This is a genomic window from Chryseobacterium sp. GP-SGM7 (assembly GCF_049166575.1).
In the GTDB taxonomy this organism is placed as follows: Bacteria; Bacteroidota; Bacteroidia; order Flavobacteriales; family Weeksellaceae; genus Chryseobacterium.
On the sequence record NZ_JBMHFF010000002.1, the window covers coordinates 439,241 to 461,236 of the forward strand.

General features: G+C 34.0%; 21 protein-coding genes. 7 read left to right on the forward strand and 14 right to left on the reverse strand.

Features of this window, described 5'->3' with window-relative positions; translation table 11 throughout:
• Positions 1–38: 38 nt before the first annotated feature.
• The 6 genes from ACOOWA_RS10785 to ACOOWA_RS10810 all read right to left on the reverse strand — a co-directional run bounded on the left by ACOOWA_RS10785 (position 39) and on the right by ACOOWA_RS10810 (position 6,469).
• Positions 39–860: a flavin reductase family protein gene (locus ACOOWA_RS10785; protein ID WP_421375156.1), complete on the reverse strand. Its 822-nt coding sequence runs from the start codon at positions 858–860 to the stop codon at positions 39–41.
• 126 nt (positions 861–986) lie between these two features.
• Complete coding sequence (locus ACOOWA_RS10790) at positions 987–1,394, reverse strand: GxxExxY protein (protein WP_421375157.1); 408 nt, start codon at positions 1,392–1,394, stop codon at positions 987–989.
• 99 nt (positions 1,395–1,493) lie between these two features.
• Positions 1,494–2,741 (reverse strand): fumarylacetoacetase, encoded by a 1,248-nt coding sequence (gene fahA / locus ACOOWA_RS10795; protein WP_421375158.1) that lies wholly within the window; start codon positions 2,739–2,741, stop codon positions 1,494–1,496.
• Between the two features lie 119 nt (positions 2,742–2,860).
• A complete protein-coding gene (locus ACOOWA_RS10800; RefSeq protein WP_421375159.1) occupies positions 2,861–3,340 on the reverse strand; it encodes a hypothetical protein in 480 nt (159 codons plus the stop codon).
• 256 nt (positions 3,341–3,596) lie between these two features.
• On the reverse strand, positions 3,597–4,727 hold the full coding sequence (gene hppD / locus ACOOWA_RS10805; protein WP_421375160.1) for a 4-hydroxyphenylpyruvate dioxygenase: 1,131 nt from the start codon (positions 4,725–4,727) through the stop codon (positions 3,597–3,599).
• A gap of 554 nt (positions 4,728–5,281) precedes the next feature.
• Positions 5,282–6,469 (reverse strand): homogentisate 1,2-dioxygenase, encoded by a 1,188-nt coding sequence (locus tag ACOOWA_RS10810; protein ID WP_421375161.1) that lies wholly within the window; start codon positions 6,467–6,469, stop codon positions 5,282–5,284.
• A 361-nt stretch (positions 6,470–6,830) separates the two neighbouring features.
• Between ACOOWA_RS10810 and ACOOWA_RS10815 the strand changes: the two genes are divergently transcribed.
• Together ACOOWA_RS10815 and ACOOWA_RS10820 are read left to right on the forward strand one after the other, a co-directional pair.
• A complete protein-coding gene (locus tag ACOOWA_RS10815; protein ID WP_421375162.1) occupies positions 6,831–8,903 on the forward strand; it encodes a TonB-dependent receptor plug domain-containing protein in 2,073 nt (690 codons plus the stop codon).
• Between the two features lie 175 nt (positions 8,904–9,078).
• Entirely contained in the window at positions 9,079–9,546 is a 468-nt protein-coding gene (locus ACOOWA_RS10820) for a thiol:disulfide interchange protein (RefSeq protein WP_421375163.1), read from the forward strand.
• Positions 9,547–9,717: 171 nt separating this feature from the next.
• On the opposite strand, the gene ACOOWA_RS10825 is transcribed toward ACOOWA_RS10820, so the two are convergent.
• The gene (locus ACOOWA_RS10825) at positions 9,718–10,083 is read right to left on the reverse strand and encodes a DUF1304 domain-containing protein (RefSeq protein ID WP_421375165.1); all 366 of its coding nucleotides are present in this window, start codon (positions 10,081–10,083) and stop codon (positions 9,718–9,720) included.
• Between the two features lie 64 nt (positions 10,084–10,147).
• Here ACOOWA_RS10825 and ACOOWA_RS10830 point away from each other — a divergent pair, with 64 nt between their 5' ends.
• Positions 10,148–10,720 (forward strand): Crp/Fnr family transcriptional regulator, encoded by a 573-nt coding sequence (locus ACOOWA_RS10830; RefSeq protein WP_421375166.1) that lies wholly within the window; start codon positions 10,148–10,150, stop codon positions 10,718–10,720.
• A gap of 64 nt (positions 10,721–10,784) precedes the next feature.
• A complete protein-coding gene (locus tag ACOOWA_RS10835) occupies positions 10,785–11,234 on the forward strand; it encodes a carboxymuconolactone decarboxylase family protein (RefSeq protein ID WP_421375167.1) in 450 nt (149 codons plus the stop codon).
• A gap of 93 nt (positions 11,235–11,327) precedes the next feature.
• On the opposite strand, the gene ACOOWA_RS10840 is transcribed toward ACOOWA_RS10835, so the two are convergent.
• The 4 genes from ACOOWA_RS10840 to ACOOWA_RS10855 all read right to left on the reverse strand — a co-directional run bounded on the left by ACOOWA_RS10840 (position 11,328) and on the right by ACOOWA_RS10855 (position 14,025).
• Positions 11,328–12,080: a type 1 glutamine amidotransferase domain-containing protein gene (locus ACOOWA_RS10840; protein WP_421375169.1), complete on the reverse strand. Its 753-nt coding sequence runs from the start codon at positions 12,078–12,080 to the stop codon at positions 11,328–11,330.
• A 153-nt stretch (positions 12,081–12,233) separates the two neighbouring features.
• The gene (locus ACOOWA_RS10845; protein ID WP_421375171.1) at positions 12,234–12,521 is read right to left on the reverse strand and encodes a putative quinol monooxygenase; all 288 of its coding nucleotides are present in this window, start codon (positions 12,519–12,521) and stop codon (positions 12,234–12,236) included.
• Positions 12,522–12,523: 2 nt separating this feature from the next.
• Positions 12,524–13,408: an NAD-dependent epimerase/dehydratase family protein gene (locus tag ACOOWA_RS10850; protein WP_421375172.1), complete on the reverse strand. Its 885-nt coding sequence runs from the start codon at positions 13,406–13,408 to the stop codon at positions 12,524–12,526.
• Positions 13,409–13,410: 2 nt separating this feature from the next.
• Positions 13,411–14,025, reverse strand: coding sequence for an NAD(P)H-dependent oxidoreductase (locus ACOOWA_RS10855; protein ID WP_421375173.1), 615 nt, complete (start codon positions 14,023–14,025; stop codon positions 13,411–13,413).
• Between the two features lie 192 nt (positions 14,026–14,217).
• Between ACOOWA_RS10855 and ACOOWA_RS10860 the strand changes: the two genes are divergently transcribed.
• On the forward strand, positions 14,218–15,126 hold the full coding sequence (locus ACOOWA_RS10860; protein ID WP_421375174.1) for a LysR family transcriptional regulator: 909 nt from the start codon (positions 14,218–14,220) through the stop codon (positions 15,124–15,126).
• Between the two features lie 119 nt (positions 15,127–15,245).
• On the opposite strand, the gene ahcY is transcribed toward ACOOWA_RS10860, so the two are convergent.
• Complete coding sequence (gene ahcY / locus ACOOWA_RS10865) at positions 15,246–16,562, reverse strand: adenosylhomocysteinase (RefSeq protein ID WP_421375175.1); 1,317 nt, start codon at positions 16,560–16,562, stop codon at positions 15,246–15,248.
• A 164-nt stretch (positions 16,563–16,726) separates the two neighbouring features.
• Between ahcY and ACOOWA_RS10870 the strand changes: the two genes are divergently transcribed.
• Positions 16,727–17,251 (forward strand): HugZ family protein, encoded by a 525-nt coding sequence (locus ACOOWA_RS10870; RefSeq protein ID WP_421375176.1) that lies wholly within the window; start codon positions 16,727–16,729, stop codon positions 17,249–17,251.
• A gap of 433 nt (positions 17,252–17,684) precedes the next feature.
• Positions 17,685–18,299 carry a 4'-phosphopantetheinyl transferase family protein gene (locus ACOOWA_RS10875; protein ID WP_421375177.1) on the forward strand — a complete coding sequence of 205 codons (615 nt, stop codon included), beginning with the start codon at positions 17,685–17,687 and terminating at the stop codon, positions 18,297–18,299.
• Here ACOOWA_RS10875 and ACOOWA_RS10880 read toward each other — a convergent pair.
• Both ACOOWA_RS10880 and porV read right to left on the reverse strand, forming a co-directional pair.
• Positions 18,280–20,541: an FUSC family membrane protein gene (locus tag ACOOWA_RS10880; RefSeq protein WP_421375178.1), complete on the reverse strand. Its 2,262-nt coding sequence runs from the start codon at positions 20,539–20,541 to the stop codon at positions 18,280–18,282. The genes ACOOWA_RS10875 and ACOOWA_RS10880 overlap by 20 nt on opposite strands.
• A 236-nt stretch (positions 20,542–20,777) precedes the next feature.
• Positions 20,778–21,941, reverse strand: a complete 1,164-nt coding sequence (porV, locus tag ACOOWA_RS10885) for a type IX secretion system outer membrane channel protein PorV (RefSeq protein ID WP_421375180.1) — start codon at positions 21,939–21,941, stop codon at positions 20,778–20,780.
• Positions 21,942–21,996: the final 55 nt, after the last annotated feature.

Below are 21,996 nucleotides of genomic sequence, written 5' to 3' on the forward strand. Positions count from 1 at the left end.
AAACTTCCATCTTCCCGCTTCTGACTTCCCTCCAAAATTTATTTAATTAAAACCTTCCAAGCTTCATCAATTTTACTTTCCAGCAATAGTTTTTGAGCTTCAAAATGAATATTTTCGCCATCATGACAGCTTTCTGAAGGCAAAATTTCAACATTCGCCAACATTCCCAAATCGTTTCCTGTAAATACTTTGCTGAGTTTTATGGAATCGGGAAGCTGGTCAAAACCAATACCTTTTGTCACCAAAGGTTTTGGAACTTCAAAAAGGCTGTTTTCATTACTTCTTGAATAATAATTTACACCAAGACGGGCGACCATATCCAATTTTTTCTGGTCTAAATTTCCTTCTTCATTCAGATATTCTTCCCGGATGTGGATTTTCTGAACTTCACAAATTACTAAGTTTCCTGCACCGCCCTGATCTCCTAAAGGTTTTACTTCTAAAACTTCACATTCAAAGTTCACGGGACATTCCGCAATCAGTTTAGGTTTAACCAAATCGGCATCTTTCATCGTTAAACCAGATTTGATAAATTCGTTCACGCTATCGCCATATTCTGTGGAAGCCAAAGAAACCTGCTGTACAATAGGAAAATTTACGGTTCCAATCACTACTTCAGAAGTTTCTAAAACATTTTCTAACGTATGTTTCGTCGTGTTGTCCCGAACTCTTCTCGATGGTGAAAAAATCAAAATCGGAGGAACTGTACTGAACATATTAAAAAAACTGAACGGTGATAAATTGCTGTTTCCGTCTTTATCAACCGTTGACGCCAATGCAATCGGACGTGGCGAAACAGCAGTCTGCATGATGGTTTGCAGTTGTACGGGAGTTATTTCGGATGGGATTACTGTTTTCATTTATTTTTTTATTTTACCACAAAAGTCACAAAAGCTTTTTGAGTTATAATTTTAAATTTTTTAAAGATCAAAAAAGGTTTGCGTTAATTTTTCTTAGATTGACTAACTCATTATTTTGAATTCATTTCAAAGTAGCATTTCGTAATATTTATTTACAAAAGTTTCTTGACCTTGGTGGTATAAATTTTTCACGTTGAAATTAATCAAAATTCCTTTTGGCTTTTGCATTAGGTTGATATAGTTTAAAATTTGAGTACGATGAATTTCATTAATTGTTGCTACCGATTTTATTTCGAGAACAATTTGATTTTCGATTAAAAAATCACAGAAAAAGTCGCACTTAATTTCTTTACCTTTATATAAAACTGGAATTTTTAATTCAGATTTAAAATTAATATGTCTTAAACTAAACTCTTCTTCCAGACATTTATGATAAACACTTTCCAACAAACCTGCACCCAAAATCTTATGAACCTCAATACAAGCTCCATTAATTTTATAAGTCAGATCCGTAAGATATGATTGCGTTATCATTAAAATCGGTAATAATTTATATAAGCTTATTTGATCTTTAATGAGCTTTAATATAAACTTTTAAAGAAAAAAACTTTTGTGTCTTTTGTGGTTAAAAGATTATTTACTAGGAATAATTTTACCGGCAACCTCACCAAAACCAACTCGCACTCCATCTTTTTCAGCCCATGCTTTCATCGTTACCGTATCGTTGTCGTCGATGAATTTTCTTTCCTGGCCGTTGCTTAAAGTGATTGGGTTTTGTCCTCTCCATGTTAATTCGAGCATAGAACCGAAAGATTTTGGATCGCTCCCTGAAATGGTTCCGCTTGCATATAGATCTCCAACTTCCACGTTACAGCCGTTTACTGTGTGATGAGCCAGTTGTTGCGTCATATTCCAGTACATATGTTTGTAATTGCTTTCGGAAATTAAGTTTTGTTCACCATTATCAGGTTGTAAATAAACCTCAAGATTAATGTCATAATTTTTATCGCCTTCAAATTTCAGATAATCTAAAACTTCAGGATCTTGTTTCGGAGAAGTTGTTTTAAAAGGTTCTAAAGCTTCCAGAGTGACCACCCATGGAGAAACTGAAGAACCGAAATTTTTCGCCAAAAATGGTCCAAGCGGAACATATTCCCAAGCCTGGATGTCTCTTGCCGACCAGTCGTTGAAAATTACCATCCCGAAAATGGCTTTTTCAGCATCTTTAGTAGAAATACTTTCACCCATTTCTGTGTTTTTATTCAGGATAAAAGCCATTTCCAGTTCAAAATCCAATTGTTTAGAAGGTCCGAAAACCGGTTTATCTGCATCGGCAGGTTTTGTCTGACCTTTCGGACGGTTGATTTCCGTTCCCGAAACCACAATAGATGAAGCTCTCCCGTGATAACCTACCGGTAAATGTTTCCAGTTGGGAAGTAAAGCGTTTGCAGGATCTCTGAACATTTTTCCAACATTGGTTGCATGCTCGATGCTGCTGTAGAAATCGGTGTAATTCGGAACGTGAACAGGCATCATCATTTTTACCTGATCTAAATCATAGAAAGCTTCCTCAATGGTTTTTTCATCTTTCGACAAAATGGAACCTTCCAGAAGTAATTGCTGAAGTTTCAAGCGAACAGCATTGGTAACCGGTTTTTCAAGTTCGATAAATTCGTTTAAAGTGTATGCTTCAAATACATTATCATCAAGACCTTTTATTTCTTCAAAATAACCAAGATCATACAAAGTTGCCAAATCGATGATCTGATCACCAATTCTTGTGCAGCAAGCAATAAACTCTTTATTGAAAACCGCTACTCCAAAAGGGATATTATAAATAGAAAAGTCTGAATCTGAACTATATTCTACGAATGATTTCATAATTTTTATTTTTTAATTTGATTTTTTTTAACACAAATCTTACAAATAGGCTCACTGATAATGAAAATTATTTGCGGTTATTTGTGAAAATAATTAGTGTAATCTGTTTTTAAACAAAACTATTTTTTAGAAGAAGCTTTAGTTTTAGAAAAAGATGACTCATCAATCCAGCGATCTTTACTGTTGATATCGATGAGGTATAAAATATTATCTAATTTTGTCAGTAAAAGAGTTTTAGTAACAGGAATCGGAACTTTTTTATTTTCAAGCATATCGGCTCTCAGTGAAATAATATTTTTTTTGCTTCTCACAATATCTCCTGAAAATACATTGGAAGTACTTTCACCGCTTGCTTTATCGTCGAAAATTTCAACATAGGTTGCTTTTTGACCTTTGATTACGATGAAATTTCTTTCAGTATGATCGGGAAAATCTTTAATGACCACAAATTTTTTATCGTCAATATTTACATTACTTAAATTCTGATTAATGCCTTTTCTTTCTTCCAATTTTGTGAGAATGGCATTTAATGTTCCGTATTGTGCATTGGCAAAAAAAATGCTTCCGATAAGTAGGAATCCGCTGAAAATTTTGATCATAATTCTGTTTTTATAAAAAGTTTTGTCAGGATTTTTTTGTCCTGACAAAAACTATGTTGTTTAATTTAAGATAGAGAAATTGAAAAAATTTTAAAACATTAAGATATGTTAGTTTTAAGTCTTTTTAAGGTTTAGATAAATCTAAAATTATACATTATTCTAAATAATATCTTCAGATATTCCTTAAAAAATCTTTACTAATTAATTTTTTCTTAATGGTTTAAAATTCAAATTTTATCCTGTATTTTTATTTAGATTAAAGATTTCCTCTTTTTTCCTGCTCTTTTTCTAAAGCTTCAAATAAAGCTTTGAAATTACCAGCTCCGAAACTCTGAGCACCGTGTCTCTCAATAATTTCGAAGAAAAGAGTAGGGCGGTCTTCAACCGGTTTTGTAAAGATTTGAAGTAAATAGCCTTCCTCATCATGATCAATTAAAATTCCTAAACTCTGTAGTTTTTTAAGGTCTTCATCGATGTGACCGACTCTTTCAGGAACTAATTCGTAATAAGCTTCCGGTGGCGCAGAAAGGAATTCTACCCCTCTTTTTTTAAGTTCAGTCACGGTGTGGATAATATCTTTTGTGGCAACCGCAATGTGCTGTACACCTTCTCCTTCATAGAAATCAAGATATTCTTCAACCTGAGATTTCTTTTTACCTTCTGCCGGTTCGTTAATCGGAAATTTTGCAAAACCGTTTCCGTTTGACATTACTTTAGACATCAAAGCAGAATATTCTGTGTTGATCTGCTTGTCGTCAAAAGAAAGAATGTTTACAAATCCCATTACTTTTTCGTACCATTCAACTGTAGGAATCATTCTGTCCCAGTCTACATTTCCTACGCAGTGGTCAACATATAAAAGTCCGGCTTCTTCGGGGTTGTAATCACTTTCCCATTTTTGGTAACCAGGCATGAAAGCTCCTGTATAATTTTTTCTTTCAATAAACATATGAACAGTTTCTCCGTAAGTATAAATACCGGACATTCTCACTTCACCGTGTTCATCAGTCAACGTTGTAGGCTCTAAATAAGGTCTTCCTCCTCTTTTAGTCGTTTCTTCAAATGCCGAATAGGCATCATCTACCCAAAGTGCCAAAATTTTCACACCATCGCCGTGCTTTTTCACATGCTCACTGACTGGAGAATCAGATTTAAGACCAGTCGTTAAAATCAATCTGATTTTTCCTTGCTGAAGAACATAAGATGCACGATCTCTTACCCCAGTTTCAGGACCTGCATACGCAACCGACTGAAAACCGAATGCCGTCTTGTAATAATGAGCCGCCTGCTTAGCATTACCTACATAAAACTCGATATAATCTGTACCGTTAATCGGCAAAAAGTTCTCTGCCTGAGCGATCTTTTCGGCAAATGTTAGTGTTGACATATTTTCTATTTTTTACTTTTATTTAGGATGCAAATTACAAAATTCTGAGAAACTGTTAAAATGGAAACAAACACTTGTTAGTTAAAGTTTTAATAAAAAACAAAGAGCTGATGAACACATCAGTCACATCAGGTTTTCCTCATGGTTAGAAAATATTTTAGATCACATAAGAGAAGCCAAAGATTTTCAGTAATTCCTCATCAAAATCTTTGATTTTTATCTTATGTGTTCTTCTAATATATAAGAATATAAAAGATACTCATGTGACTAATGTGTCAAAGATTCCAAAAGTCTTATTTAATTTTTATTGTTAATCCTTGGAAACAATATACGTTTCCAGCTTTTGTGGTACATAGCTTTTTTGCATTTATTAGATGGACATTTTCTAAATTTTTAGGATAGATTTTATAAATTATTTTCTCCTTTAAACTGTTAATGAGAAGAAATATTTGCTATATTTTGGGTGAATCGAGAATACAAAAAGACTGAATTTTAAATTCAGTACTTAATATCTTTATAGGCAAAAGCCAAATGAAAATTTCCAAAAACAAAAACTATTCCTGCAATCTGTCTCCCAAACTATGATCTTCATTTTCCAGCCAAGAGGTTTTATAAGTAGGATCTTCCACTTTCATTGCTTCTTCTGTAATTTTCAAAGGTCTGAAAGGATCAACCATTACAGCATATTCTTCTGTGAATTTTTTTCCGATGCTTCTTTCCATGGCTCCCGGATGAGGTCCGTGAACGATTCCTCCCGGATGTAAAGTGAAATCCATCAAATCAATATGATTCCGGCTCATAAAATCACCTTCTGTGTAAAATAAAACCTCATCAGAATCTATATTTGAATGATTGTAAGGTGCAGGAATTGCCATCGGATGATAGTCATACATTCTTGCGCAGAACGAACAAACGACAAAATTGTGCGCTTCAAAAGTCTGGTGAACTGGCGGCGGTTGGTGAATTCTTCCTGTAATCGGTTCGAAATTTTTGATATTAAATTTATAAGGATAAAAATATCCGTCCCAACCTACAACATCGAATGGATGCGTTGCGTAGATGAAATCGGTGATCTGATTTTCTTTTTTTACTTTAATTAAAAATTCTCCTTTTTCGTCTTTTGGTTCAACAAAAGTGGGTGCGATGATATCTCTTTCGCAGAATGGAGAATGTTCCAACAATTGCCCAAATTCGTTTCTGTAACGCTTCGGCGTGTAAATGGGAGAGTGACTTTCAACAACAAAAAATACGGTGTCTGCAGAATTTAATTCTACCTGATAAATCGTTCCTCTCGGAATTATTAAATAATCACCAAATGAAAATTCGAGATTTCCGACAAAAGTTTTTAAAGTCCCGCTTCCGTTGTGAACATATAAAAGTTCGTCGCATTCCGCATTTTTATAGAAATAATCCATCGATTTTCGTGGCTTCGACAATCCCATTTTCAGGTCATTATTTACCATCAGAAACTTTCGGCTGTCCATAAAATCGTCTTCAGGAGTGACATTCATTCCTTTAAACATTCTCGGCGTCACGTTTTTATCCACCGCAATTTTCGGGGCCACATCTTTCGCTTCACCAATCGATTTTATCTGTGTCGGGCGGTGAAGATGGTATAATAATGAAGAAATTCCGTGAAAGCCTTCTGTTCCGAAAAGCTGTTCGTAATAAAATTTATCTTCCGGAGATTTGAAAACCGTATGCCTTTTTTGTGGGATTTTTCCCGACTGATGATATCTCATTTTACTTTTATATGTTGACTCTCAAATTTAATATTTTTTACTGAATTGGGTGTTAAGATTTTTAACCGCTTTTTTTTTACCACAAAAGTCATAAAATATAAATGCTATTAATAGAGTTTAAATTAATATCGTTTTAAAGTTCAAATAAGGTTCAGAGTTCTATTTGAATTTAATAGTCAAGGCAAGTTGTTACATTATTTCTCAATAGAGCGCACCTTTTTTGAACTTCTATTTTCAATATGATAAACTTTTATACCTAATAAAATCTTTTGTGACTGTTGTGGTTAAATATTCTTTAATTGTAATATTAGTTTTGCGGTTCTAAAAATAAATGTTAGTTTTGTCTAACAATTTTAATTTCATGCAACGAATATTATTTTCTTTACTTTTTATATCAACATATTGTTTCTCTCAGGAAGCGGATAGTTTAAATTTAAATCAATCTAAAAAAGAAGATTCTGTTAAAAATTTAAATAAAAAAGAAATTAAGACGAGAGATATTGATGATGTTGTGATCACCGGAACGATTAAACCGATAAGCAAATCCAGAAGTCCGGTTGCGGTTGAAATTTACAGTCAGAAATTTTTCCAGAAAAACCCGACTCCCAATATTTTTGAAGCAATTGCAATGGTAAATGGTGTAAAACCTCAGCTGAATTGCTCAGTTTGTAACACCGGAGATATTCACATCAACGGTCTGGAAGGACCTTACACTATGATTTTAATCGACGGAATGCCGATTGTAAGTTCACTTTCAACTGTTTACGGATTAAGTGGAATTCCGAATAGTCTTGTTGACAGGATTGAAGTAGTGAAAGGTCCTGCGTCTTCACTTTATGGTTCTGAAGCAATGGGCGGAGTTATAAATATTATTACTAAAAATGCCTTAACTGCACCAAAATTAAGTGTTGATTTGATGACAACAAGTTGGAATGAAAATAATGTTGATCTTTCTACAAAGTTTAATTTGGGTAAAAATGTAGCTTCTTTATTAAGTTTAAATTATTTCAATTCGACCAAAAGGTTTGACGAAAATAAAGACAATTTCACCGACGCAGCGTTACAAAACAGAATTTCTGTCTTTAATAAATGGAATTTCCAGCGAAAAGAAAGCCGATTGGCAAGTTTTGCGTTGAGGTATTTGTATGAAGACCGTTTTGGTGGGGAAATGCAGTGGAATAAATCTTATCGTGGAAGTGATGAAGTGTATGGCGAAAGTATTTATACAAACCGAGTAGAAGCTTTTGGCGTTTATCAATGGCCAATAAAAGAAAATATTGTAACGCAGTTTTCTTATAATTTTCATGAACAAAATTCTTTTTATGGAAGCAATCTGTTTGAGGCGACTCAAAAGGTAGCTTTCGCACAGACCTATTGGGATAAAAAATTGGGAAATCATGATTTGATTTTGGGCTTAACTTTCAAAAAAACTTATTATGATGACAATACACCCGGAACTTTATCTTCTGACGGATTAAGTAATGAGCCAATGAAATCCCCAATTTTAGGAGCGTTTATTCAGGATCAATGGGAAATAAATGAAAAAAATACGTTGCTCTTAGGTTACAGATTTGATTACGATAAAATTCATAAGGCAGTTCATTCGCCACGTTTTGCATGGAAATTTTCGCCTAATCCTTATCATACTTTGCGTTTTAATTTTGGAACAGGTTTCCGTGTGGTGAATTTATTTACGGAAGATCATGCGGCTTTGACGGGTTCTCGTGATGTGGTCATTCAATCTGATTTAAAACCAGAAAAATCGATCAACGGAAATTTAAATTATATGTGGAAAATTTCTGCTGGTGACAAATTGCTTACTCTTGATGCATCTGCATTTTACACGCATTTCAGCAATAAGATTGTTGGGGATTTTGATACGGATCCCCAGAAAATTATTTATGATAATCTGAATGGTTACGGAATTTCGAGAGGTGTTTCGCTGAATTTGGATTATAGTTTTAATTTTCCTTTAAGCATAAATTTTGGGGTAACTTATCTTGATGTTTACCAAAAATTTGATGATAAAATAGAAAAATCGCAACAGCTTCATGCCCCAAAATGGAGTGGAACTTATAATTTAACATATAAATTTCCACGCAGCTTAACCATCGATTTTACCGGACAGTTTTACGGACCAATGCGATTGCCGGTTTTACCAAACGATTACCGACCGGAATATTCGCCATTTTATAATTTAGCCAATATTCAGTTTTCAAAAAGCTTTACATCCGGATTTGAAGTGTATTGCGGAATTAAAAATTTATTCAATTTTACTCCAAAAGATCCTTTGATGAGGCCGTTTGATCCGTTTGATAAAAATGTTGATGATCCGATTAATAATCCTAATCATTATACTTTTGATACAACTTACGGATATGCTCCGATGCAGAGAATCAGAGGGTTTCTGGGTGTGAAATATATTTTGAAATAAGAATCTAGTATGAAAATTTAGCCACAAAAGAAGCAAAAGAAATGATTGAAAATAGTGGTTTTTCAAAAGTTTACAAAATGTGAAATTTTAAACGCTATGCTTTTATCAACTTTTAAATATCTAAGAAAGGTTTGAAAATCTTTTGTCTCTTTTTTGGTAAAAAAATATTTATAAAATGAAAATCTTAACAATATTTTTATTCTTAATGTTTGTGCCTTGTTTTTGTCTTTCACAGATAAAGACAGGCACTTTTTCGGATTTGGAAATTCAGCAAAAGAAAATTCCGAAACCGATTATCATTCATATTTATACGAGTTGGTGCTCTGTCTGTAAGATTGAATCTTTTCAAATGAATAAAAACAAAGATTTGATGAAAATGATGAATGAAAATTTTTACATCATTAACTTTGATGCTGAAAAAACGAAAGAGAAAATTAACTTTCAGGGAAAAGAATTTAATTATCTGCCCAATGGAAATTCAGGAATTCACGAGTTGGCTTTGGCTTTGTCTAAAAATAAAAATCAGCCAGTTTATCCGTTGTGGATTATTTTGGATAAAAATCTGAATTTGGTTGATTATCATGAGGGGCTTTTTAAACCTGAAACAATGAAAGAGAAACTCGGCGAAGTTTTGAATTTTTAATTCTCACAGATGTTGCGGATTGCACAGATCTTTTTCATTTATTTCTGTACAGTTTGTCATCCTGTAAGGATCTAAGCACAATATTTAGAAATTGAAATGTAAACATTCTCATTTAGATCCTTTCAGGAGGACAAATTTTGGGGATATTATTCTATAAAATCTACGGCAAATTTATCTCAAAAGAACCGCAACAATTGCCAAAATTGCCGGTAAAGCCTGAACAAAAAATATTTTCTTTGTCGCTGAAATAGCACCATAAATTCCGGCAACAGCAACACAACTTAAGAAAAATAAAGCAATATTGGTCTGCCATTTCGGGTCTTCAATTAAGAAAGACCAGATTAATCCGGCAGCCAAAAAGCCGTTATACAATCCCTGATTTGCAGCTAAACCTTTGGTCGGCTTAAACATTTCCGGTGGTAAAGCAGCTTTGAAAACTTGTTTTCCTTTGGTTTCCCATGCAAACATTTCCATCCAAAGAATATATAAATGTTCAACAGCTACAATTGCGATTAAAATTTTGGCAACGATTTCCATGATTTATTGTTTGTTGATGTAAAACTAAAAAAATAAAGTTAAGTTTGATGACTCAAATTCAAAAATGGAAACTTTCAAGGCACATTTAGATAAATTTATTACGATTAATGAAGAAGAATTTGCTTCAGTTCTTTCTTTTTTTAAGGTGGTGGAAGTTAATAAAAAGCATGTTTTAATGAATGACGGCGAAATCTGTCATTCGATGTATTTTGTCGTAAAAGGATGTCTGAGGAAATTTTTTGTGAATGAAAAAGGAGTTGAGCAAACCACCGAATTTGCGATCGAAAATTGGTGGATGACCGATACTTTTGCATACGAAAGACAGATCAAATCCAATTTTTGCATTCAGTCGGTTGAGAAATCGATTATTCTTGAAATTCATCTTCAGGCACAGGAAGAATTGTTGAAAAAACATCCCGCGATGGAACGTTATTTCAGAATGATTTACCAAAGAGCCTGCGCGGCTTCAGAAAGACGAATCCGCTATTTGTATGAAATGTCAAGAGAGGAATCTTATATTCATTTCAGCACGCAATATCCTTGGTTTATTCAAAGAATCCCTCAATATTTAATCGCTTCTTTTTTAGGCTTTACACCGGAATATTTAAGCGAAATCAGAGCAAAACTACGTTCTTAAACCAGTTTAAGATTTTTACAGGCTGCAAATCGGAACTTTGTTTCAGAAATTTAAAATAAATATTATGAGCGCAAGATTCGACATGGCAACAACTGATAAAGCTGCCTACAAAGCAATGTTTGGATTGGAAAGTTACCTTCAAAACATTTCATTAAATCACATTCAGAAAGAATTAATCAAAATCAGAGCTTCGCAGATCAACGGATGTGCATTTTGTCTGGATATGCACACAAAAGATGCATTGAAATACGGAGAAACTCCACAAAGAATTTTCCTTCTGAACGCCTGGAGAGATGCCAGAGAATTTTTTACGGAAGAAGAACAGGTTTTGTTGGAAATGACGGAAGAAATCACCTTAATCAGCCAAAAAGGTTTGACGGATGAGACATATTACAAAGCAAAACAGCTTTTTGAAGAAGCCGAGATTGCACAAATTATCATGGCGATCATTACGATCAATGCATGGAACAGAATCGGAATCAGTACCCATTTGCAGATTGTGAAAGAAATTTAATCGTTATCTTAAAGTTATTTACAACAAAGTGCTTTTCATTATTTGAAAAGCACTTTGTTTTTGGAATATTAATTTTCTTTATTTTTAAGAAAATTATTTTTCCAATTCTTTTAAAATAGCTTCGCCTACACTTTTTGCAGACTGAGGATTTTGTCCTGTAATTACTCTTTGATCTGTCACTACATGGTTCTGCCAAAGCCCGGATTTTTCAAATTTTGCACCTCTTTCTTTCAGTTTATCTTCCAAAAGAAAAGGAACAACATTCGTTAATTTTACTTCAGATTCTTCTTCGTTGGTAAAAGCATTGATCTTTTTGCCATCAACTAAATAGTTCCCGTTGCTCAGCTTAATGTTTACTAAACCTGCAGGTCCGTGACAAACTCCGGCTACAATTCCTCCTTTTTCATAGATTTTTGAAGCGATTTTTGATAATTCTGTATTATCTGCAAAATCCCACATTGCACCGTGACCTCCCGCATAAAAAATGGTAGAATAATTATCAGGATTCACTTCCGACGGTTTTAAAGAATGATCAATTTTACTCTTATATTCTTTATTTTCCCAGAATTCTTTGTTTACAGGATCTTTTAAATCAAATCCGTCAACGGGAGGAGTTCCGCCTATCGGACTTACAAAATCAATTTCATAACCGGCTTTATGAAGAACTTCCCAGGGATGAGAAACTTCACCAAGAAAATAACCTGTTTCTTCACCTGTGTCACCTTTTTTGTCATGACTGGTCATGACGAATAGAATTTTCTTTTTCATATTTTTAGATTTTTTGGCTTGCGCCTGAACAAATCCTATTGTGAAGATGGCAAAGACTAAAAATGCTAATTTTTTCATAATGAAGTATTTTAACCATTAAGTTTCTTTAAGAAGTTTAGATTATTAAGATTTAGCTTTACTTAAAACATAGATCTTAGAAAATCTACTGATTTTCTTAATAAATCTTAGCTCCTGAATTTTCCTTAATGGTTTAAAATTTTATTTTAATTATTAAATAATTTCCGTTAAATAAATCTGAGGCTTTTCCTGAAGTTTTTCATCAACCAAATCTCCAAAATTCTGAATATACGGTTGCTGATTATGGAGCGCTAAACCTTCCTTGCTTTTCCAGATTTCATAGAAAACAAACTGATTTTTGTCTTCAATTCCCTGATGAAGTGTATATAATTCGTTGGCTTCTTCCTTTATGGTTTCTTTTACCATATTTTTAAGAATTTCCAAAACTTCGTCTCGATACTTTTCTTTTGTTTTGATGATTGCTGTAAGATAGATTTTCATAATCAAATAAAGTTTTCAATGGATTGATATTGAGGTTTCCAGTTCAGTTCTATTCTTGCTTTATCGGCATTACACAGACTATTGGACGCAAACCCGAAATATCCACCGGCAGGCCCAAATGTATTAACGGCTTCCTGAACTGTTACTGATTGTGCAGCTTGCAGCCCATAACGTTCACTTATTTTTTCTGCCAGATTTTTTATGGTTGAGAAGCCGTTTTCGGCATAATATAAAGATCCGGCTTTTGCGTTTTCCAGGGCAAGTACATATAAGTCGGCAAGATCTTCAATATGAATATTTGACCACATATTTTCTCCTTTTCCAAAGTAAGCTCCAAATCCTTTTTCTTTGGAAAAATTAATTAAAGCAGGTAATTGGATGCTGGTCTTTTTAATTCCCAAACCTTCACCGTATACCATCGTAGGAACAATAACGATACTTCTTATATTTTTTTTAGCAGCCTGAAGAATATGCTGATTGATAAGTACTCTGGAAGCCATTTCCAGTCTCGGTTGTAACGGAATATCTTCTGTAAAGATAAAATCACTTTTCTCACCATTTTCTTTGCCTCCGAAAATTGCTGATCCTGAAGTGAAAATAAATGTTTTTCCACTTCCTTCGAGGGCAGTTATAATACTGTCTGCAACATAAGCATCATCTGCAGAATCTGCATTGTGTATAATAGCATCTGCATTGGAAATAGCATCCCGAAGAACGGTTTCATCGTGAATGTTTCCTACAACTGTTTCAATTCCTGCAGATTCCAGTTCTTTGATATGAGTATTGTTTCGGATCAGTCCAGTTACCTGATAGTTTTTATCCAATAATTTTTTGGCTATAGTTCCACCGATGTATCCGGTAATTCCTGTAATGAATATTCTTTTCATAATTAAGCCAATTGTGTTTTCAGTTCTTTTTCAAAAACCTCGGTAAGATGATTCCTGTATAACTTCATATCATGCTCGATATTCGCATTTTTCTCTACATCATGAAAGTGAAAGCTTTCCATTTTTTCTAAAGAAACAAAAGCATTCATTCTATGAAAGCCAAATAATGGCCCGTTATCTACACTTATTTCGTTAAAAAACTCTCCGGGAAGCGTGAAAGCCGTTTCTGGAGCATTCCAGCTTGTAGTCAACATATATTTTCTTCCGCTCAGCATTCCGCCGGTCCCGTAATTGATTTCGGGATTTTCTGAAGTTCTACCGTCGCTCATATAAATTCCTTTGGCGTGACCGGCTGTGAAAACTTCATCAATGTATTTTTTCAAACCGTTTGGCAACTGAAACCACCATATTGGCGTATGATAAATAATGTAATCTGCCCAAACAAATTTTTCAACTTCTTCATTTTTATCGTAACCTTCGCTTACGTTCGTAATTTTTACTTCTACATTTTCAAAATCTTTTAAAACATCCAATGTATTTTTTGCAATTGTCTGATTATATTTTCCTCCTGAATGTCCGAAATTTTGTCCGCCGTTAATGATCAATACTTTTTTCATTTTAACATGATATTTAAATTTTATGATGCAAAGTTATGCTGAGATTTTGTATAATTAAAATAATATAATTTATACCTTTGTATTATTATTCTGATGGAAGATGGAAGATGGAAGATGGAAGATGGAAGATGGAAGATGCGAGTGGAAAAGAAATCAGAGCAACTTGACTTTCACAATTGACAAATAAAAATCATGGTAAATCTTGAATGGTATCGAACTTTTAAAGCAATTTATAAAACAGGAACATTAACGGGTGCAGCTGATTCTCTTTTTATATCACAACCCGGAGTGAGTTTGCATTTGGGTTCTTTGGAAGCCTATGTAGGTTATAAATTATTTGACAGAACAGGAAGAAAAATGATTCCTACTGAACGTGGAAAAGTTTTATTCAATGCTGTTTCCGAACCTTTGACGAAATTGGAGGAAGTTGAAAAAAACTTTCAAAAATCAACAGAAAAACACACACCAACAATCAGTGTCGGAATGTGTTTTGAAACTTTTCAGACGACTTTAGAACAATATGTTTCGAGCTTAGAATTTAATCTGATCATTAATTTTGGTGAATATCCTGAAATGCTGGATCAACTGGATAAAGGAATTCTAGATTTAATTATCACCCCAAAAAAGGGGACTTCGCCCAATATTCTGCATGAAGCGTTTTCTTCTGAACAAATCATTTTGGTGGGTGGAAAAAATACAGATACTGAAAATTTTAATGAAATCTTAAACACAAAAGATTTTAAAAATATAGAAGACTGGCTGAAACAGGAAAAATGGTACGGAACAACCGGAGATATGGAACATCTTTTTCAGTTTTGGCTTCAAAATTTTGGGCATAAACCTAATTTCAGACCCAATTATATTGTTCCAAACCTCAACTCTATCATTCGTTGCCTGAAAGGCGGAACAGGATTATCCGTCGTTCCTGATTTTTTATGTAAAAAAGAAATAGAACAAGGTGAAATTAAATTAATTTGGGAAGGCGAAAAAAAACTTGAAAATACCCTCTATTTTGGGTGTCGGAAAAATACAATGTATCAATCAGAAATTGATCATATTAAAGGGCTTTTCAGACTGGTGATGGATGGAATTGATACGTAAGATCTTACCTGAAAATTTTATAAAAAAGTTTAAAAATAATTACAAAAAAATCCCACTATTTTGAATAATGGGATTATGTTTTATATGAAATGCTTCGCAAAGCTTAGCACAACAAATTCTTAATATCTGTAATACTCAGGTTTGTAAGGTCCCTGTACTTCAACACCGATATACTCAGCCTGCTCAGGAGAAAGAACCTCTAGCTCAACGCTTAATTTTTTAAGGTGAAGAGCAGCAACTTTTTCATCCAAATGTTTTGGTAACATATATACTTCGTTTCCGTAAGCTTCAGAATTATTCCAAAGTTCGATCTGAGCCAAAGTCTGGTTAGAGAAAGAGTTAGACATTACAAAAGATGGGTGACCTGTAGCACAACCTAAGTTTACCAATCTACCTTCTGCAAGGATAATCACTTCTTTACCGTCTTCTAAAGTATAAATGTCAACTTGTGGCTTAACTTCAGATTTTGTGTGACCATAGTTTTCGTTTAACCATGCCATGTCGATTTCATTATCGAAGTGACCGATGTTACAAACAATTGCTTTATCTTTTAATTGTAAGAAATGTTCTTTTCTTACAATGTTAAAGTTACCGGTAGTAGTGATTACGATATCTGCGTTATCAACTACAGTATCTAATCTTTTTACTTCAAAACCGTCCATTGCAGCCTGAAGCGCACAGATCGGATCGATTTCAGTAACAGTAACGATAGAACCAGCTCCTCTGAAAGAGGCAGCAGTACCTTTACCTACGTCTCCGTATCCGCAAACTACCACTCTTTTTCCAGCAAGCATAATATCAGTCGCTCTTCTTACAGCATCTACTGCAGATTCTTTACAACCGTATTTGTTATCGAATTTAGATTTGGTAACAGAATCATTTACATTGATTGCAGGCATTACCAAAGTTCCGTTTTTCATTCTTTCATACAGTCTGTGAACACCCGTTGTCGTTTCTTCAGAAAGACCTTTGATATCTTTTGTGAATTCTGGATATTTATCAAAAACCATGTTCGTTAAATCTCCACCGTCATCCAAAATCATGTTTAATGGTTTTCTGTCTTCACCGAAGAATAAAGTCTGCTCGATACACCAGTCGAAATCTTCTTCATTAAGACCTTTCCAAGCATAAACAGGGATTCCTGCAGCAGCAATTGCAGCAGCAGCATGATCCTGAGTAGAGAAAATATTACAAGACGACCAGGTAACCTCAGCGCCCAAAGCAACCAAAGTTTCGATTAAAACTGCTGTTTGAATCGTCATGTGAAGACATCCTGCAATTCTCGCACCTTTTAGAGGTTGAGACGGACCATATTCTTCACGGATTGCCATCAAACCGGGCATTTCAGCTTCCGCCAAAGTAATTTCTTTTCTTCCCCATTCTGCAAGGGAAATATCCTTAACTTTATAAGGAACGTATTGTGTTGTAGTACTCATATCTAACGAATGATTTTAATTCAAATATTTAAAGTGCGAAATTACAACATATAATTTAGATAAAAAAACACCCCTAAAAACTATAGGAATACGAAATTTACAGTCTTAATTTTATTTATTTTAAATCTAAATAACTTACTTTTGTAGCATAATAAATCTAAATTATGAATCATACACAGGAAGAAGCACAAAGACAAGCGAAACCTCTTGCTCCGAAAGTAAAAGAATTAGTAGAAAGAACAAAGAGCATCATTTTGGCAACTGTTGACGCTGAAGGAACGCCAAACTCTAGTTATGCACCTTTTGTACAAGTAGAAAATACGTTCTATATTTTGGTTTCTTTCATGGCAAAACACACGAAGAATCTTGCAGACGGAAGAAAAACATCAATCATGTTCATCGAAGACGAATCTGCCACAAAACAGATTTATGCAAGAGAAAGATTGACTATAGAGGCTTCAGCTTCTCAGATTGATAGAGATTCTGAAACCTGGAACACTGTTGTTTCTCAATTAAAAGAAACTCACGGAAAAGTAGTTGATGTAATTTCTGAAATGAAAGATTTTATTTTAATCGGTCTTCACCCAGTGAAAGGTTCTTACGTAAACGGTTTCGGAAGTGCATATTTCGTAGATGAGAATCTTGAAATTATGGAACACAGAAACGAGCAGAATCATCAGGCTAAATAAGCTGGATGTATGAAGCTGGATGCGGGATGTTTTACTACTGCCTGCTTTAGTTTTTGGTTAAAAAATATTGAATTCACTTGAGTCTTCGGATTTGAGTGATTTTTTTTATGTTAGATGGTGGAAGCTGGAAGTTGGGTGCAAAATGTTTAAATTTTTGCGTATAGATTTTAGCTTTTAAATAATGTGGATTCACTTAAGTTTTAGGATTTGACTGAATTTTTATTTTGTATAAAAATTTTGCGCTTCGTTTGTCATGCTGAAAGCATCTAAGCAATATTTAGAACTAAAGTATTAAGATGCTTTCAGCATGACAAACTATATGTTAAAATATATTTGAATAATAATCACTTTAGAATACGATTCGCAAAACTTCCATCCCCCATCTTCCAAACTTCCGTCCAAAAATTCTTATTTTTACCCAATAATTTAAACCATGCCTCTTTACCGCGATTTTTCAGATGACAATGCTACAATTCTCGTATGGAAATACGATGAAACTGAAAACTTGGATATCAATACGCTTTTAGAGCCTGAAAATGCCGAAAAAGTAAAAGATTATCATCCGAAAAAATTATTGGAGGTTTTAATGGTGAGAAAACTTTTGAAAAGTTTGAAACCCAATTCTAAGATTCTTTACAAAGAAAGAGAGCCTTATTTGTTTCCTAAAGATGCGGAAATTTCGATCACACATTCTTATCCGTTTGCGGCGATTGCTATTTCAAAAAATAAAATAGGAATTGATATTGAAAAATTTAATCCTAAAATTCTACGTGTAATTGATAAATTCACCTATGAAAATGAGCGTGGATTCATCCCGTTTGATACAGAAGTTATTTTCTACACGATTATTTGGAGTGTAAAGGAGAGTATGTACAAAATTCATCATTCTAAACACTGGTCACTGAAAAAGCATTATGAAGTGAAACCTTTTGAGCTTAAACATCTTTTTGACATCAGCTGCAGAGTGCATGATGATAAAATCTCGGACGAGTTGAAAGCCAGAGTGAAATTTTTTGATGAATATTGTTTTACGATTGTGGAGGAGTAATTTCTTCGTTGCGGTATTTTTCAATTACTTTTCGCTGCTCTTTGGCAACGTCATAAATAAGCTCCAGAACATCGTGAATATTTTTCAATTCCGTTAAATGTGAAATTTTATTCGGATCTCTGGTATCGTAATGTTCTTTTTCAAGAAGTTCAGTTTTTCTTTTAAGAATCATATCTTCAATTGAAGAGTCTTCTGGTTCAAGGCGGCTGTCCATTCTCAAAGTTTCGGTGATCTTATCGCCATTCAGAATTGCTGAAACCTGATTCATTTCCGACTCAATTTTTTTACTCCAGCTTTCAGAATCAATTTCAGGATATTCCTGATTGCTTTTCGCATATTGTGACAGGGAAGCCGTGTAAGCCGTAATTAAATGGGATGTTGCTACAAACTGATGCACAACTTCCAGTTTTTTCTGCTGGTTTTTAGGATCAGAAATCATTCTTTGAAAATTATCTGAAAGATTGGCTAAAGAAATGATCGCATTTTTTCGTTTGACTTTATAATCTTCCACATTGAAATTTTCATTTAAAAATTTAGACATTACACTGTGAAAATACGTAAGGTTTGACTCCGCCGATTTCTTCATTAAATCTAAATTCTGCGTATGTTCCCAAACCGGAAGTACAATATAGGAAACCAGAAAAGCAATGATACCTGCAATAATCGTATCTACAATTCTGTCTTTAAAGATAACATTTACATTTCCAGGATTTAAAAAATTAAAACTCATGAAAATATACATTGTCATAAATAAAACTGCCCAAAAATACCTTCCTTTAAGCAAACTGAAACACAAAATCATGCTCAGTAAAAGAATGGCGAAAAGTATTGCGTTAATGTGAATAAAATGCAGCAAAGCATATGCAATCACAGCTCCTGCAACTGTTCCGTAGAAACGTAAAAGATTTCTTTGTTTGGTAATGGAGTAGGCGGGTTTTAAAATAGCAACAATGGTAATCAAAATCCAGTACGTGTGACCGATTTCTACAAACGGAAGTAAGGAAACCAAATATCCTAACAACAATGCTACGGTAATTCTTATCGCATGACGGAAATGAGATGAGGTAAGTGAAATATTGCTTTTTAAAACTTTAAAATTAATTTTCTCTTCATTAGGCATGAATTTCTTTAAATCTAAACCCGTAGAAAGACTTTTTGCCAGTTTTACATTCTGAGAAAACACTTTATAAATCTCATTAATCTCTTTTGTAATTTCGCTGATACGCATCATAATCTGACGCAGAATCATGAAGTTTTCAAGATTTTCGGGAGTCATCTGTCTGTTTCTCAACTCGAAATAATGAACATTTAATTCATGCTCGTGAATATCCAAATTAGAAATGGGTTTTGCCCGGGTGCTGCTTTGCAAAGAAATTCCGATGTTGGCAATTTCTTCGGAAAGGAGATTCAAATAATCATGAATTCGAACTAAAATTTCAGTATCTTCAAAACTTTCCTGTAACTTTTTGTAATCGCTTTCTGAAGTCATCAGTTTTTCATGAAGATCCATTGAATTCAGGAACATCAGCATTAATAACCGGCTAATTGTAGTAGATTCGTTAACGATAGTTCGGGTTTTAAAAACTGTTTCACGGGTTTCTTCCTGTAGGTTTTTAATTCCAACCTGTTTTCCTATTATCTGTAAACTTAATTTATCGAAATCGGGATTTTTCTGGTAATAATTAGCTTTAATTTTAAGAAATTCTGCCAGCTGAAGATAATTTTCCCCTATCATCTGACTTGCCAGTTTATATGGCTGAATCGTTGTCACAATAAGGAAAATCAATAAAAACCAAATACAACCTGAGGCAAAAATCAGTAAACTTTTAAAGATATTTGCTCCTGTTAAATGTCCGTCAATAAAGATGGCCAAAACAACCAGGGCTAAAGAACCGACTGCCGCTAATCTCTGTCCGTAAACTCCGATTAAAGAAAAAAACATTCCGAAAGTAACAATTTCCAAAAGTACAAGCGGAATTATACCTTTCACCAAACTCGCAATTAATGCAACCACCACAAAGCAGAAAATCGCAAATGTGAGTGAATTCCGGCGTCTTATGAAGGGTCCCGGTTGATCTGTTAATGCTACAAAACTGGTTCCTAAAGGAAAAAGAAAATAATCTTTGAGCAAACCAAAGTAGGAGAGTACCAAACACGGAATCACCGTTGCCAGTGTAATTCTGATGGAAGAATATACATACTGACTGGTTATGATCTTTTTGAGCTCCGACGAATAGTTCATTTTACAAAAATAAGAGTTATATGTGAATTGTCGGTTTTACTTTATATGTGAATTGTGAATTTTTATTTAAATATTTTATTAAAAAAGTTATTCAAAATGGCTAAAGTTATTCAAGCAAAAAAAAGTCTCATAAAATGAGACTTTTTTAGAAGAATGTCAATTGTAAATCTTGCTTTGCAAGTGAGTGAATTGTGAGTTTAATTCACAATTCAAAATTGACTACTTAGATGATATTTTTAATAATCCACATTTGAAGTTTCGTCACCAATGTTCCAGGTAAGACCGAAACGAAGAGTGTTATCCAAAGCAGTATTAATTTTAGACATATTGATGAGGTAAGAAATATCTAATCCGAAAGAACGGTATTTTAAACCGATACCTGCAGTGGCAAACTGTCTTGCTCCCTGCTCTTCACTTTCGTGAAAATAACCACCTCTTACCGCAAATGCATTGTCATAAGAATATTCCAAAGCACCACTCATCATAATAGAATTAGGATTTTTGAAAGATTTTCCGATTCCGGACATAACACCTACATTTGGGACAGCATAGATTGGCTGTCTTGTATTTGGATCTGTACCTACTAATTCTGATCCCGGAACTAAAATTTTAGATCCTTCGAAAGAGATACCCACTTTATTCATATCATCAAGGAACATATCGTAACCAACACCTAATCTTGCCATCGTTGGAAGATAAGATCTTGATGCTTCATCTCCTGTATAGTCTAATTTCGGACCAAGGTTTGAAATTACGGCTCCCGCATTTAATTTTCCGTCCATACCTCCAAAACTAGAGAATTTAGGTGAAGTATAATAAGCTGAAACGTCTACTGCAAAACTATTTGCCGGTTTCAAAGTAGTATCTGTGTTGAATCCTCCGGCTAAGTCTGAACGGATAAATCTACCTGTAACAGCCATTGAATAAGAATCTGATAATTTCAAAGCGTAGGCAACGTCAATTGACATTTCGTTTGGCTTTGAAGTCCCCAAAGATGTAACATCATTTCCTACCAACTGCGTAAGATCTACCTCCCCCATATTGAAGTAATAGATACTTGCTGAAATTGTAGATCTTTCTTCCTGACCTAAAAACTTATGGAAAGCACCGTACAATAAAAATACATCATTGGTTAATTTTCCCATATATGGAGTATAGTTCAAACCAACAGAAGAGCTGGTTCTGCTAAAAGGATATTTTGCTGCATTCCAGAATTGTGAAAAAGCATCCGGTGAAGTTACCACACCCTGATCTCCCATACCTCCTGATCTTGCATCTGGTGCGATTCTAAGGAATGGAGCTCCGGTTAAAACAGGTCTTACCTGACTCAAATCTTGTGCATAGCTTAAAAAACCAGCACTCAAACCAATCCCTAAAAGCAGTTTAGTAGTTAAATTCATATGTTGTCTTTTATATATTATCAGTTTTTTATTGATATTCTTAATTAATTATTTA